Source organism: Polynucleobacter ibericus (genome assembly GCF_018687955.1).
Lineage (GTDB): Bacteria > Pseudomonadota > Gammaproteobacteria > Burkholderiales > Burkholderiaceae > Polynucleobacter > Polynucleobacter ibericus.
This window is the reverse complement of the sequence record NZ_CP061309.1, coordinates 819,242-832,347: the sequence shown is the minus strand read 5'-3', so window position 1 is coordinate 832,347 and position 13,106 is coordinate 819,242. Positions and strand designations below refer to the sequence as shown.

16 protein-coding genes are annotated in these 13,106 nt (G+C 42.5%); 3 read left to right on the top strand and 13 right to left on the bottom strand.

Annotated features, from left to right (window positions below):
• Positions 1-2: 2 nt before the first annotated feature.
• Together AOC20_RS04375 and AOC20_RS04370 are read right to left on the bottom strand one after the other, a co-directional pair.
• The gene (locus tag AOC20_RS04375; protein ID WP_433915464.1) at positions 3-1,673 is read right to left on the bottom strand and encodes an AMP-binding protein; all 1,671 of its coding nucleotides are present in this window, start codon (positions 1,671-1,673) and stop codon (positions 3-5) included.
• A 16-nt stretch (positions 1,674-1,689) separates the two neighbouring features.
• Entirely contained in the window at positions 1,690-2,247 is a 558-nt protein-coding gene (locus tag AOC20_RS04370; protein WP_215361835.1) for a phosphorylase family protein, read from the bottom strand.
• An 11-nt stretch (positions 2,248-2,258) separates the two neighbouring features.
• Between AOC20_RS04370 and AOC20_RS04365 the strand changes: the two genes are divergently transcribed.
• Positions 2,259-2,777 carry an adenine phosphoribosyltransferase gene (locus tag AOC20_RS04365; RefSeq protein WP_215361833.1) on the top strand — a complete coding sequence of 173 codons (519 nt, stop codon included), beginning with the start codon at positions 2,259-2,261 and terminating at the stop codon, positions 2,775-2,777.
• On the opposite strand, the gene AOC20_RS04360 is transcribed toward AOC20_RS04365, so the two are convergent.
• From AOC20_RS04360 to AOC20_RS04340, 5 genes are read right to left on the bottom strand one after another with little or no spacing between them, the layout of a single operon-like run.
• Complete coding sequence (locus tag AOC20_RS04360; RefSeq protein ID WP_215361831.1) at positions 2,774-3,055, bottom strand: YqjK family protein; 282 nt, start codon at positions 3,053-3,055, stop codon at positions 2,774-2,776. The two genes, AOC20_RS04365 and AOC20_RS04360, sit on opposite strands and share 4 nt — an antisense overlap.
• Positions 3,052-3,420: a phage holin family protein gene (locus tag AOC20_RS04355; protein WP_215361829.1), complete on the bottom strand. Its 369-nt coding sequence runs from the start codon at positions 3,418-3,420 to the stop codon at positions 3,052-3,054. The genes AOC20_RS04360 and AOC20_RS04355 overlap by 4 nt, the downstream gene beginning before the upstream one ends.
• A gap of 6 nt (positions 3,421-3,426) precedes the next feature.
• Positions 3,427-3,768 (bottom strand): ElaB/YgaM/YqjD family protein, encoded by a 342-nt coding sequence (locus AOC20_RS04350; protein ID WP_215361827.1) that lies wholly within the window; start codon positions 3,766-3,768, stop codon positions 3,427-3,429.
• A gap of 55 nt (positions 3,769-3,823) precedes the next feature.
• Positions 3,824-4,249: a Smr/MutS family protein gene (locus AOC20_RS04345; RefSeq protein ID WP_251373158.1), complete on the bottom strand. Its 426-nt coding sequence runs from the start codon at positions 4,247-4,249 to the stop codon at positions 3,824-3,826.
• A 59-nt stretch (positions 4,250-4,308) separates the two neighbouring features.
• Positions 4,309-4,608, bottom strand: a complete 300-nt coding sequence (locus AOC20_RS04340; protein ID WP_215361823.1) for a hypothetical protein — start codon at positions 4,606-4,608, stop codon at positions 4,309-4,311.
• 469 nt (positions 4,609-5,077) lie between these two features.
• On the opposite strand from AOC20_RS04340, the gene AOC20_RS04335 reads away from it, so the two are divergent.
• On the top strand, positions 5,078-5,626 hold the full coding sequence (locus AOC20_RS04335) for a hypothetical protein (RefSeq protein WP_215361821.1): 549 nt from the start codon (positions 5,078-5,080) through the stop codon (positions 5,624-5,626).
• An 82-nt stretch (positions 5,627-5,708) separates the two neighbouring features.
• Here AOC20_RS04335 and AOC20_RS04330 read toward each other — a convergent pair whose 3' ends face one another.
• Complete coding sequence (locus tag AOC20_RS04330; protein ID WP_215361819.1) at positions 5,709-6,293, bottom strand: SHOCT domain-containing protein; 585 nt, start codon at positions 6,291-6,293, stop codon at positions 5,709-5,711.
• Positions 6,294-6,750: 457 nt separating this feature from the next.
• Between AOC20_RS04330 and AOC20_RS04325 the strand changes: the two genes are divergently transcribed.
• The gene (locus tag AOC20_RS04325; protein ID WP_215361817.1) at positions 6,751-6,927 is read left to right on the top strand and encodes a hypothetical protein; all 177 of its coding nucleotides are present in this window, start codon (positions 6,751-6,753) and stop codon (positions 6,925-6,927) included.
• On the opposite strand, the gene AOC20_RS04320 is transcribed toward AOC20_RS04325, so the two are convergent.
• The 5 genes from AOC20_RS04320 to AOC20_RS04300 form a co-directional block, all read right to left on the bottom strand.
• On the bottom strand, positions 6,924-7,976 hold the full coding sequence (locus AOC20_RS04320) for an alpha/beta fold hydrolase (RefSeq protein ID WP_215361815.1): 1,053 nt from the start codon (positions 7,974-7,976) through the stop codon (positions 6,924-6,926). The two genes, AOC20_RS04325 and AOC20_RS04320, sit on opposite strands and share 4 nt — an antisense overlap.
• A gap of 232 nt (positions 7,977-8,208) precedes the next feature.
• Complete coding sequence (locus AOC20_RS04315) at positions 8,209-9,741, bottom strand: CYTH and CHAD domain-containing protein (protein WP_215361813.1); 1,533 nt, start codon at positions 9,739-9,741, stop codon at positions 8,209-8,211.
• 9 nt (positions 9,742-9,750) lie between these two features.
• Complete coding sequence (locus tag AOC20_RS04310) at positions 9,751-10,230, bottom strand: SixA phosphatase family protein (protein WP_215361810.1); 480 nt, start codon at positions 10,228-10,230, stop codon at positions 9,751-9,753.
• A gap of 220 nt (positions 10,231-10,450) precedes the next feature.
• Complete coding sequence (locus tag AOC20_RS04305) at positions 10,451-11,665, bottom strand: acetate/propionate family kinase (protein WP_215361808.1); 1,215 nt, start codon at positions 11,663-11,665, stop codon at positions 10,451-10,453.
• A gap of 27 nt (positions 11,666-11,692) precedes the next feature.
• Entirely contained in the window at positions 11,693-13,105 is a 1,413-nt protein-coding gene (locus AOC20_RS04300) for a bifunctional enoyl-CoA hydratase/phosphate acetyltransferase (protein ID WP_215361805.1), read from the bottom strand.
• Position 13,106: the final 1 nt, after the last annotated feature.

The window sequence follows — 13,106 nt, the reverse complement described above, 5'->3', positions numbered from 1 at the left end:
GCCTAGAGATCTCTTAGCTCACGGCGTAGTATTTTGCCAACATTCGATTTAGGAAGCTCGTTCACAAATACAATTTTCCTAGGTCGCTTGTAACTGGTCAGTTGTTCTTTGGAGTATTGCAATACATCCGCTTCTGTAATGTGATGATTCGATCTCACTACAAAAGCTTTCACAATCTCACCAAGCTTGCGATGAGGCACGCCAATTACTGCAGATTCTTTAATGCCCGGCATTTGCGACAAAATATCTTCGACATCATTTGGGAACACTTTGTAACCAGCCACTACGATCATGTCTTTTTTGCGGTCAACAATCTGAACAAATCCTTCCGGGGTAATGAGACCGATATCACCAGATTTAAAATAGCCATCAGCAGTCATACAAAGACTGGTTTCTTCTGGGTTATTCCAATATCCCGCCATGACCTGTGGCCCCCGAATGCATATCTCTCCAGGAGTACCATGAGGAAGCATCACGCCGTCTTCACCTAAAATCGCCACATCCGTACCCGTAATCGGCGGTCCAATATGACCTGTGAAATGCTGCTCTAGCGGGCTATTCACACACACCACTGGGGATGTTTCTGAGAGGCCATAGCCTTGGGCAATGGGTACTCCAGTAATCGCCTGCCAATGGTCTGCAGTCTTCTTTTGCACTGCCATACCACCACCAATGGTCACCAATAAATTGGGTAACTTCACCTTTTTAAATTCAGGTCGGTGAATCAGCGCATGAAATAAAGTATTTACACCTGGAAAAATATGGATATTGGGATGCTTGGCCAGCATTTTAATAAAGCCTTTTATATCTCGTGGGTTTGCCACCATCACTAGTAATCCGCCTTTGGCAAGACCTAGCATCGCACAAGCAGTCAGTGCAAAGATATGCGTTAACGGTAAAGCACATAAAAAAACCAGCTGTTGATCAGGTCGACTTTTGAGGGCTGGCTTAAGCCAAGCCTCAATTTGCATCACATTCGAAAGAATATTGCGATGAAGCAATACGGCGCCCTTAGAGACACCCGTTGTACCGCCGGTGTATTGCAAAAAGGCAATGTCATCCAGCCCAATTTGGGGCCGGACAAAAGTCTTTCCACCGCCAATTTTTAGGGCTTCCTTAAATTGAGTATGCGGAAACTCCCAATGTGGGATCATTTTTTTGATATGCCGAGCTACCCAGTTAATCACATGGCCCTTGAGACCTAGTAATTCTCCGGGGCTGCTGACGATGACCGTCTTAAGAGCGAATGGTGCTTTTATTTGTTGATAGGTGGATGCGAAATTTTCCATCAACACTAAAACAGAGGCGCCACTATCTTGTAACTGAGCCTCTAGTTCGCGGGCTGTATACAGCGGGTTAATATTCACCACAACAAAGCCTGCCTTCAGGGTGCCGATCATCGCAATGACATACTCAACCACATTGGGGTACATGAGTGCAACGCGAGCACCCTTTTCTAATTGCAAACTTTGTAGATAAGTTGCAAATTCTGTTGATAGTTGATTAATTTGGCGATAAGTAAAAAAGGTTCCCATCGACTCTATTAGCTGACGATTAGGGAATCGATCGAAACACTCATCGATAAATTCACTCAAGGATGAATGACTTAAGGGTCCCAACTCATGAGGAACGCCTTCAGGATAATGTTTTAACCAGGGTTTTGATGCATTCACAGAAATATCCCGTAACTCAATCAATCATTTGCATTAACTTTTCCAAGAATAACTCTTGGCCATGGTGGACCTTAGACTGCCAATCATCGCCAGAGTTTTCATTGGCATCGTCAGTAATGTATTTAAAGGACTGCCAAGGTATGTGGTGATCATAGGCAATCGCTGCAATGGCATATAGCTCCATATCCACCACATCCACACCTTGACTTAGCAACCAGGGATCACGTCCGGTGACAAAGCTATCGCCTGAACCGCATAAAAACTGTCCGGTAGAAAGATATTCTTGGGGTCTTGGGCAAAATGGCGTACTACCACGAGGCGCCAATGGCTCTGCATCCATATCGCGCTGAATCACTTTCCCGATCTCTAGCAAACCATGCAAATCAGGATTAATTTTTCCCACAGTGCCAAAGTTGATGATTCTCTTTGGTGAGAATTGCTGAATCGCATTTAAAGAAGTAATAGCTGCATTGATTTTGCCAATACCTGAGTAGACGATCTCGACGCTGCTTGGTAATGCTGCGCGCTTGAGCTCAGACTCTAATGCGGTAATAATAAGGAGTTCTGTTTTCATATTGGTCGGCAATGAATTTATTAGATTATCTACCCGGAGTTCCTGATTTTCCAAAACCCGGGGTTCTATTTAGAGACATCTCCCCTCTGCTTGCTGATCCAAGTGCTTTTAAAGAGGCTATACGTCAGTTAGATGATCTGGCCAAGCAGTTTGACTATACCCATATCTTGGGGATTGAGTCACGGGGGTTTATCTTTGGCTCTGCCCTAGCCCACCATAGCCATAAAGGCCTGGCATTAGCGAGAAAGCCCAATAAGCTTCCTTTGGCTAGCCACCGAGAGGCCTATGGTCTGGAATACGGTAAGGATTCTTTGGAGATCCAGCAATCCACGCTACCTAGCGATGCCAGAGTCTTGCTAATGGATGATGTGCTGGCTACCGGGGGCACGATTATTGCGGCGGATAAATTAATTCGTAGTGCCGGCTTTGAAGTTGTGGGAGCAATTACCTTGCTAGAAATTACTTTCTTAAATGGTAGCGAGCTCTTAAATCAACATGGCATCAGCCATCAATCAGTATTGAAAAGCTAGAGCAGTTTTTTTGCGCTCTTGACTATTTTCATAGCACCCCAACCTACGGCTAGCACTTTACTTGCTAACTTGGGTTTGTAATGCGCTAAGGCAGCAAATGCGCTCGTCCAAAGCACTGGGTTGTTTTTGAGAAAGTGAACGGCATCAACCCCTTTGTCAGCCCAGGAGAGTGGCTTTTCCCAAGCTTCAAAATGCTCAGCAAATGCTTTACGCTCTCGATCTGCCTGCAGTTTTAACTGATGCTGGCGTGACTCCAAGGCTTTTAACTGGGCACTCATTTGGATAGCGCTTCGCGGTCTTTTGCTAATTCGGTGATGGAAGCCTCAAATAATTTAGGCATCTTGCGTAGGGACTGAGTAATTAGAATTGCCAGAATCACACCAACTGATAAAAAGGCTCCAGTCAGCAAACCTAAGGCTAGTATTCGGTCCGTCTCCCAGCTGTAGATCACAATCAATAGTGCCAACATCACTAAGCCGAAGAATAAAAAGAACAAGGCACTAATAATCATGACTAGCAAGCTAATGAATTTACTTCTAGCTATTTGCACGTCCAATGACAAAAGCTCTAATCGGGTTTGAGCAATGGATGCTCCCGTAGATGCAAGGCCTTTAATGGAGGATAGTAAGTTTTCTTGAGACATAGCGATCTAGCGACGTCCAATAAATAAACCAATCAGCAAACCTAAGCCAGCTGCTACACCTACAGCCTCCCAAGGATTGCGATGTACAAAATCATCCGCACCTTCAGCGGCTACTTTTGCTTTATCCAGTAACTGACCCTCAACACTAGAGAGACTCTCTTTGGCACCAGCTAATGTTTCTAGCGCCTTATTACGAATAGAACTAATCGTCTCACCTGGATGATCTTCAGTTGCCTGAATTAAAGCTTCTGCATCAGCCATCAAGGATTTGAATTCGCCAATCAACTGCTCAGCGCCTGTTGACTTAACTTCATGCATCAGAGATTGCTCTAGCTTTTTAGCGGTCATTGCGATATTTCCTAAGTATTAAATAAATTAAGTCGTTGTTACCGATAACCCTATTCTAAGCACTTCTAGACTGAGATCCTAGCAATAGAACAGTCATGCCAGCGTTACCTTCCTTAAAGCGCTTAAGGTATGGTTTTAGGCCTGGACGACGCTTCAGTAAGGCGTGATAAGCCTGGCTACCAAAAGCAACACTCTCACCAAAATAGTATTCATCCACCCTATCGGAATAACGATTATTTTCCAGGGCATCGTGAATGGCCCATTTGATGCGACCACCCTCACCGCTTGATCCATAGCCATGAATCAATACAATCGCTTTAATACCAAGATCAAGGGATTTGCGTAAATATTCCGTTAGCCGATCTAAGGCCTCATCAACGTAAGGTCCGTCTTGCTTAATATTGAGCTCAATCGTATCTGAGCTTAATACTGGCAAATTGTCAGAACCACAATGCGGACACTGATTAAACAATGCCCGCATATTCCCACAGTCAGGACATTGCGCGTGATTAGTCAACTAATTCAATCTCACTGAACCCCTTAAGAGCAGTACTTTCCTTCCAGACCTCTAACATCCGTAGTTTTATCGTCCACCATCAGGTTTAAGGTCTTTTGCGCTAAATCCCGGTTCTCTGGAGTCTTTAAGCTGGCGTTAATTAAGGTAGATACATCCTTGCGAATTGAAGTGTTGCCATAGCGCAAGCCCTTCAACGTGGAAACGGCTTCAGCAGAGATCCTGCACTGCTGATTGATTAACTCAGAAGAATCTGACGGCTTGGTATTTGCATAGGCAAATGCAGCTACAGAGATTGATACGGCTGCTAATAGAGTCTTTTTCATCTTAGTTCCTTATTTTGTAACCACATGTTGGGCAACAGCCCACTTCTTTCGCCTTCGTTTTTCTGAGAGCGGCATACACGCTGGATTCTGAAATTTGCATCTTTCTGGCTGCTTGAGCAGCAGTCAGGCCCTTCCCTACCCATTCCAAGGCTTGATGTGTTTTTGGTATCTGTCTCTTCATTTCATCTCCCAGTTCTAAGACTATATCACAAGTTGTGAACTTGTGAAGTTGTGAAGTATAGTAATTTACTAGTGACATTCCCTAATAAAGAATTCGGCTAGATGACTATTAAGTTCTCTGAAAATGGCCTCGATAAGGAACGAGCTGCCAGAGATAAAGGGGCTTCCTGGGTAGTTAGGAGGCTGCCTGGTAGTGAATGGTGGGTTGACCGGGAAATACGTCTAAGCCCCTGAATTTGAGTTCCAAACCCAAGGGATAGTATGATTTGGTGATACTAAGGAGCTTTATATGCATCGCATCATCTATCGGGTTGTTTTATTGCTGGCAATCAGTATTGGTCTAATCGCCTGCAATCAGAATGACAAAAAAATTAGCGGCTGGGAAATCAATGACGTCTATCACTCAACCATCATTACGCCGAACTCAGTAACTGGTGGAAAAACCTATCAAGGCCCTCCCATCAATTCGATGGATGAAAACAATACTTATCAAATGTTTAGCCTCAGGGCTGAGCAGCCAAAGCAAGGCGCTAAGTCTTACGAACTCGTTGCACAGCTGACTTATTTCTCCCAATGGCGTTACTACGATTCAGCATCACAAGAAGGTGTCCCTGCCTCTACATTCAAGGTTGTTGGCAGAGAAGCTGGTGCATGTGGTGACAGGGGTTGCATCTTTAGAGAAGTACTCTCAGTGCAATTAACTGAAGCCTTCCTAAAAGATCGCATGAAGAAAGGCTTCATCATGACTGTTTCTTCCAAGTCCGGAATTAAGACAGAACTGTTTGTGCCGCCGCAATACATCCAGGGCTATATGCAGGCAGTGAATGGGCCTAACTAGTGATTTAGTAGTGAGCAAATATTTGTGAAGAAAAAAACCACCATCAGGTGGTTTTTTATTGACTGAGACAGCGATATCTTCATTACATATTTTTTAAGATTTCTGCTTTCTTCTTGTTGTACTCTTGAGTCGTAATTAAGCCTTTTTGAAGCATTACGTTTAACTCCTCTAGTGTTTTTAACGCACTTGAATTATTGACATTCGACCCTGAAGATACGCTCGTTGGAGCGCTAGAAGCTATAGGTGCAACAGGGGCAACTGCAGGAGCTGGAGTTGCCTGATCGCTAGCTTGACTAGTATTGGCCGGCTGATAAGGGGCTGGAGGACAATTACGATCTATCCCCATTTGTTGCAGGCGCTCATATCGCGCCCTAGCAGCACGCTCTTCTATGGTGGGTGTATCACCGATATTCATAAAGAACCAGGGAATCCCAAGAGTAAATATTCCAGCAACCCCCAGTGCGGCATTGGTTCCCGTTTGTCTATTTTTATCGCCATTTGCTTGCAGTTGGGCAGCAATCATTTGCTGCATCTCATTTGTAATGGCATCGCAGCTTAAAGTGCTATCTCCAGCTTGAGCAACTGGAACGGCATTGGGAACGGTAGTTGTGCAACCCATTGAAATGAGCGAGGCAGACACCAAACTCAGCGCAGTCTTTTTAATCATTTTCTACTTTCATTACGTTGATTGCGCAAAGAGTTTCCAGTAACCATTGCGGGACATTATGGAGATTTATTACTTATATCAATTTCGTCATAATTATACTTATTTGATGCATTGATGCATTCACCGCCAATAATGGATTTCGCTTGATACGGAATTCTCAGCATGATTTGGATTGCTTAATTATTGAGTCATTAAAGAAAAAAATGGCGGAGGAATGGCAAAGGAGCTAAAACTCACCAGATTTAGTGCCAGAGAAACTCTTGTTATTAACCAACCCTAATCGCATGCAAACTCGGATCCTGGGGATTTGTATTTGAGGGTAAACACTCAAAAAATTCATAAGCATTTCATCAATTCGCAATATTTAAGACGGATGATGGAATTACCGCCCATAAGAAATGCGCCTTGTCATGACGACTTATCTTAGCTTCGGCTGAGTTTTTTAAGGACTATTTGCATGAAACCACCCAAGGAAAAAGAACTAAACGACCCTGACTTTGAATGCAGCGAAGAATTCAAAGTCAAAAAACTACTAATTGAAAAAAGGCAGAGAATGATGCTCTCAGAAATGGGTAAAACCATTTCTGAATTAAAAAATGGTGTTTATAAATTAGATAGGATGCCGGAGGATTAAACGCCTATCTGAGATTGGATAAAGTCGCAGACTAAAAGATTAAATGGCGCTGGATGCCCTGCATTCGGAACTTCAAGGGTTTCTATCTGTGGGATAAAGCTCTTGGCACCTTCTACGCGCTGCTTAGTACAAATCTTGGACTCTGCACCATAAATCAAGCCCACTTTTCCTTTAAAGCCCTCTAGGGCCTCATGAAAGTTCATACCCCAAACATCTGCTTTGTATGAAAGATCAAAATGCCCAGGAAGCTGAACATCAGAAATGGCTTTTAAATCAACGCTTAAATCTTTCGCCAGTTCCCGCACCTCCTTGAAGCCCAGATCATTTTTCATCGATTTATACAGAGCGTATAGGGAAGTCCAATTAACTGTCAGCGCAATATCATTCAAGATGATTCCATCAATTTTTTTGCTCAATATTTTGGTAAGGTACATAGCTAAGACCCCGCCCATGCTGGTTCCAAGGACAGTAATCTTTTTTTTCGACCTACCCTCATTCAAAATAGCGCCTTGAATTAACTTACTTATATCGGATAGATATAGTGACATTTTGTAATCGCCATACTCCTTAATGTAGTCAGACTCACCTCTGCCCGAAAAATCGACACTAATGACTTTACAATTTTCAAATTTAAGAAAATAAGCATGAATGACCATGAATGATTCTTTGGTCTCGAGTAATCCAGGGAGACAAATTAAAATATTATCTCCATCCATATCACCCGATACGGTGTAGGCAATTTTTCGAGGATATTCCGGATCCTCAATCTTAAAAAATCTAGTCTCCGGCGGAGTGCTAACCGCCATTCTTAATGGCTGACAGCTTATTACAGAATTATCCTCAATGGGCACAAACTCAATAGCAGGTTCGTGAACGCATATCTCAACATCATGAACGTCTTGAGCAATAGTGGTAACAGGTTTTTGGCTATTCAATTGAATAGATTTAATTACCCCCGCTTTAATTTCCTTCAAAACATCCAAAATATTCTTCTTCATAAAATCACAACCATCAATATTTCTCTGACCAATAGACTTCAATGCTTTCACTGTATAGAGTGTTCATGACAGAATTACTATAAACTGCACCAAATTGTGAAATTAAATAGTTAAACCACCATTAATGAGGTGATATAAAGCTTGCGCCTGCATAAGCTGTCTTTGGTTTAATTGGAAATGGCTGCTTCTACACTTATGACATTGTTTTAATTCAGAAGCGTTTGTAATTAAGTTATCTACAACTGTGACTACTCGTTATCGCCATATTTAGGCGTTCAGCGTCTTAAGCCCCCCAAGCTGGACCCATACGTACAAGCTTCTTAAGACTTTTTCCACATAGTGATCTAACTCGTTGACGCTCAGCCTTTAGCCAACCGAGCGCAAATAGCATATTAGGATCATCTTGCGTAAGAGCCTCAATGCGCGAAATTGCTACGCACATATCATTAAATAATCCGAAATATTCTAGCGCATCCGCTATTGATTTATTAAACTTTGCGTACTTGCTCTTATTGCAATAGTCCCTAAAAAATTCTAGGGAGTAGCGTATAAATTTCATCTTTTTTCTGACAGAATGAATTTGATCGTCTTGCAATTTAGAAAATCGCGATGCCCTATCTGCCACAAAAGAAAATCCACCATCCAATAGTTTATTGATCGTTTTTCTGACTAGCCTTACTTCCTCTTTATCGCCCCTTCTATCTTTTGGGTCAGTACTTATGGAAGCGCCAAAATAGCTAATCGACATTACATCTACCAACAGCAATTGAAACTCACTATTTTTTGTAATAAAACAAGGGTTTGGTAATTCCTTGATGCTGGCAAGCTTAATTTCAGGGCCTCCGAGGGATAAAAGAATTGGATTTAACGTGCCTGTCACATAATCGCCGTCTCTATAGCTTCCCAGCTGATCGAAAGCCCTCTTGAATGCCTCAAGCCCCTCATCCCCTAAATGAATGTCATGCCTGGCTAAATACTTGAAGAGCACCTTCAGTCTGCGCAACCCAACCCTCAGTTGATGTAGATATTCTGAATACTGATCTAACCCAGCATTCAGTGCGCTCTGGTTTGCCAACACTTGCTGCAGACACGAATCAATTAAGCAGACAATAATTTCTTGTGCATTCTTCGCCTTATTTAGGGATATTACTTTGGCCCTCATTGCAGGACTAGCCTGTAAACCATTGGCCAACAAAAATCCACGCTCGGATTTGCTTCGGGTATCTATATAAGCGCCATGATTCTTGATCAGATTTTTTGCATGGGAAAGAACATCGAGAGGCTCACCCGCTTTGAGCTCAATTTCTAATTCCAGCACTTTAATACTGGACACACGATCATTTAATTGAGAATAAATAAAGCCACTGTCTAATGCGTACTCCAGAGACCCAAGCTGAGTTTTTATAAGTGCTTTTCTACGCCAAATATCTGTTTGATAACTCACTCGTAAATCATCTGGCTTCAAATTTGGGCATTTTTTGCGCAAAAGTTGGCCAGCTTCGTGATTTTGATGAAGATCTAGATTCCACTCTGGCATCTCTTTGCCCACGGCCGACAGTGTCACATTGTGCTCAAGGCGCTCTAGCGGGTTTGGAGTGGAAGCTTTTAGTGCTTGAATCCATTGACGGCCTTCTTTTCGCAGACGAAATGCAAAGCCTGCTCGAGTTAATGCGAAATCTGAAGTGTCAATATAGGCAGCTTGCAAATGCTGTCGACGGATGCCGCCATTGGAAATAATCAGCTTTTCAATGGCCTCTAGTTGATCTCCGGGGAAAAGGAGTTTGATTTCAAATTCATTGGTATTTTCAACCGTCATAGTTAGTCACTAATTTAGTAAACTTAATTTGGCTGCTCTTTGAGTAAAAATTTCATGCCAGTCTTTAAAGTCGAATGTAAATTTAACTAGCGAGCAAGTTGACATGGCAATTGGTTCACCAGACATAAATGATGCCAGATTCATAAGCCCTGGGTTGTGCCCAACAATCAGTAACGAATCTATTTTCTTTGAGACAGATGAAATAATTTTCAGAAGCATCATGGTTTCGGCGCCATATAAGTCATCATTTGTTACCAAATGGGAACGCGACGAGCGCAAGGCATTTGAAATAATCTGTGCTGTAGTGATAGTACGAACTGCTGGGCTTAGAAGTATTAAATCAAACGATATGTTTTTTTTGACTAACTTATTGGCTAACTTATTCGCATCTCTAACGCCCTTATCCGACAAAGGCCTATCGATGTCCTGAATCATTAAACCACCCGTGACAGCTTTTGCATGTCGCAGGAGGAACAATGATTTAGACATACCTATTTTGCCTTTTTCTCTTTACCTAATTTTCCTAACTTCCCGTCTCCGTAGGTACACCAATATCGGATATAGTCACCCAGCTCATCAATCTCTTTTCTGGAAAGTTTTCTATATTCCATAAGATCTAAGACTCCGGTTTTTCTTAACTTTTTCAAGATGTCGTTATATAAACTCATAAAGCAACCATTCACTGTGTAAATTGTATTTTTTTAAATAACTAAACATCACACATCTGCTTAGTTAATTCAAATGCATGTCTTGCTATAACGCGCTCTTCGTCGGTATTGATTCTCAAGCAAAGAACCCTAGACGCCTTTGAAGAAACAATTGTCCCTCCATTGCGGTTAGACTCCCTATCCAAATCAATGCCAATCCAAGACATTTCACTTAGGACCCTTTCTCGAATCATTACCGAGTTTGAGCCAATTCCACCGGTAAAGACGATGACATCCAAGCCTGCCATTAGTGCTGTTAGTGCGCCAATTTCACGCTTTACCTCCCTAACATAATAATCAATTGCTTCTTTTGCCTCGGTAAGAGTGGATGCCTCGAGTGTACGCATATCATTAGAAAGACCTCCTGATAATCCCTTTAGCCCAGATTCTTTATAAAGGATTTCCGATATCTCATTAGCACTTAAACCTTCACGTTGCATCATATACAGCAATACGCCTGGATCAATTTCTCCACAGCGTGTGCCCATAGGCAATCCATCTAATGAGGAAAACCCCATTGTAGAAGCAATAGAAACACCACCTTTTAATGCAGTCATCGAGGCACCGTTCCCTAAATGAGCAATTATTACCTTACCACGGGACTCACTGGGAAACTTCGTCATTAATTGCTCCGCTATATATTCATAAGATAGACCATGAAAGCCATAACGACAAACGCCTTGGTCATAAAAATATCGCGGGATAGCATAGCAATCCTCCACAAATGAATGTGTACGATGAAACGCTGTATCAAAACAAGCAATTTGAGGTATGGCTCCAAAACTTTCTTGCGCAGCTTTAATTCCAGCAAGATTATGGGGCTCATGAAGTGGAGCAAGAATCATCAGCGCCTCTAAGTCCTTCATGACTTTTTCAGTAATAATAACTGGAGCGCTATATTTTTGACCTCCATGAACAACACGATGGCCTACTGCAATAATTTCAATTTCATTGGCAGTGCGATGTAACCAATTAATCAACTCGGATAAAGCCTCGCGATGATTTTTTGGTGGGGTAGCTTTAGACCAATTGAGGCTAACTTGATTATTGTCTGAATGCCACCTGACTGTAAAGCGAGCATCTCCACCAATGTCGTCTATCTGGCCTACCAAAATCTGGTTTAGCTGGGGTAGTAAGAATAGCGAAAATTTAATAGATGAGGAACCTGCATTGATAGTAAGTATTGCTTGACCACGTAAATTCTTTTCATTGTCCATAATTTAGAAACTAATCGGTTAGCAATGCTAAAGAGTAAAAGTCGAATATCCATTTTTAAGAAATGCATGGTACAGCTGAGCTAAAGCGCAAGAGGCTAGTCTTGCACGCTCATTGTCAGCACGACTTGTTAACATAATGGGTACTTGTGCACCAAGCACCAATCCAGCAGGCTGCGCATGAGAGACAAATGTCAGTTGCTTAGCTAGCATATTGCCCGCCTCCAAGTTAGGCACGACCAATATTTGCGCCTTCCCAGCTACCGGCGAAATTAAATGCTTGGTCTTCGCTGCACCCACATCTATGGCGTTATCCATAGCCAGAGGTCCATCAACTAAGCCACCAGTAATCTGCCCACGATCAGCCATTTTGGCCAAGATTGCGGCATCCATGGATGAGGGAATATTAAAGCTGACAGTCTCCACCGCAGAAAGAACAGCAACATACGGTAATTTAATGCCGCAGGCCCTTGCCAGATCAATGGCATTTTGAATGATGTCTACTTTAGTTGGAAGGTCAGGAGCAATATTGATGGCCGCATCAGTGATGAATAATGGCTGCTCTAGACTGGCTACGTTTAAAACAAAAACGTGTGATATCCGCCTGAGGGTTCGCAAACCCCCATCTTTCTTCACCACCTGCGTCAACAATTCATCTGAATGCAAATTGCCTTTCATAATGGCTGATGCTTTTTGCTGATGTACCAACTCAACAGCTTTGGCGGCCGCTAACTTATTATCGGCAATATCAATCAGTTCTATATTGCTAATATCCAACTGAGCTTCATCGGCAGCATTTTGAATTTGATTACGCGCGCCAATCAAAATAGGGATTATTAACCCCTCTTTCATGGCCAATACAGCACCCAATAAAGAAGTTGAATCGTCTGGACAAACTACCGCAGTCAGCATAGGCTCTAATTTTTTAGCCTCTGAAATCAATTTATCGAAATGATCATGTTGATCCATTAACAAGCCTGGTAATTCGCCAGGATTTAAATAGATATTTTGTAATGGCGCGTCAACAATAGCCTTACCTGATGCAATGCAATCACCATTTTTCCCCATCACAGTGGTGCCAAATATCACACTGGGACTATCGCTCTTTTCCAGCAAAGTTACCGTAATTTTTAAGAGATCACCCACGTGGGCTCTTCCCATAAACTCAAAATCCTGAGAGCGGTAAAGGGTGCCGGGCCCCGGAAGAATATTGCCTAAGACACTAGAAATCAGTGAACCAAGCCACATTGATGGAGCAACTACTGAGGTACTCCCCTCATTTTCTACATCAAGATGAGGAATATTCAACGGATTAAGGTTGCCTGAAGCATGAGCAAATAAAAATAAGTCGCGCGATGTCACTCGCTTCTCAATTGAGGCAGTATCCCCTACTTTAAGCTCATCCCATGTACGATTTTTTAATCCATTCACCGGTGCATTCATG

What these genes read in the sequence shown, in the direction of transcription:
- AOC20_RS04365 (WP_215361833.1), top strand. Translation starts at nt 2,259, where the DNA reads ATGAATTTATTAGATTATCTACCCGGAGTTCCTGATTTTCCAAAACCC.
- AOC20_RS04340 (WP_215361823.1), bottom strand. Translation starts at nt 4,608, where the DNA reads ATGAAAAAGACTCTATTAGCAGCCGTATCAATCTCTGTAGCTGCATTT.
- AOC20_RS04305 (WP_215361808.1), bottom strand. Translation starts at nt 11,665, where the DNA reads ATGGACAATGAAAAGAATTTACGTGGTCAAGCAATACTTACTATCAAT.
- AOC20_RS04325 (WP_215361817.1), top strand. Translation starts at nt 6,751, where the DNA reads ATGAAACCACCCAAGGAAAAAGAACTAAACGACCCTGACTTTGAATGC.
- AOC20_RS04335 (WP_215361821.1), top strand. Translation starts at nt 5,078, where the DNA reads ATGCATCGCATCATCTATCGGGTTGTTTTATTGCTGGCAATCAGTATT.
- AOC20_RS04330 (WP_215361819.1), bottom strand. Translation starts at nt 6,293, where the DNA reads ATGATTAAAAAGACTGCGCTGAGTTTGGTGTCTGCCTCGCTCATTTCA.
- AOC20_RS04310 (WP_215361810.1), bottom strand. Translation starts at nt 10,230, where the DNA reads ATGTCTAAATCATTGTTCCTCCTGCGACATGCAAAAGCTGTCACGGGT.
- AOC20_RS04300 (WP_215361805.1), bottom strand. Translation starts at nt 13,105, where the DNA reads ATGAATGCACCGGTGAATGGATTAAAAAATCGTACATGGGATGAGCTT.
- AOC20_RS04315 (WP_215361813.1), bottom strand. Translation starts at nt 9,741, where the DNA reads ATGACGGTTGAAAATACCAATGAATTTGAAATCAAACTCCTTTTCCCC.
- AOC20_RS04370 (WP_215361835.1), bottom strand. Translation starts at nt 2,247, where the DNA reads ATGAAAACAGAACTCCTTATTATTACCGCATTAGAGTCTGAGCTCAAG.
- AOC20_RS04360 (WP_215361831.1), bottom strand. Translation starts at nt 3,055, where the DNA reads ATGAGTGCCCAGTTAAAAGCCTTGGAGTCACGCCAGCATCAGTTAAAA.
- AOC20_RS04350 (WP_215361827.1), bottom strand. Translation starts at nt 3,768, where the DNA reads ATGACCGCTAAAAAGCTAGAGCAATCTCTGATGCATGAAGTTAAGTCA.
- AOC20_RS04345 (WP_251373158.1), bottom strand. Translation starts at nt 4,249, where the DNA reads ATGCGGGCATTGTTTAATCAGTGTCCGCATTGTGGTTCTGACAATTTG.
- AOC20_RS04355 (WP_215361829.1), bottom strand. Translation starts at nt 3,420, where the DNA reads ATGTCTCAAGAAAACTTACTATCCTCCATTAAAGGCCTTGCATCTACG.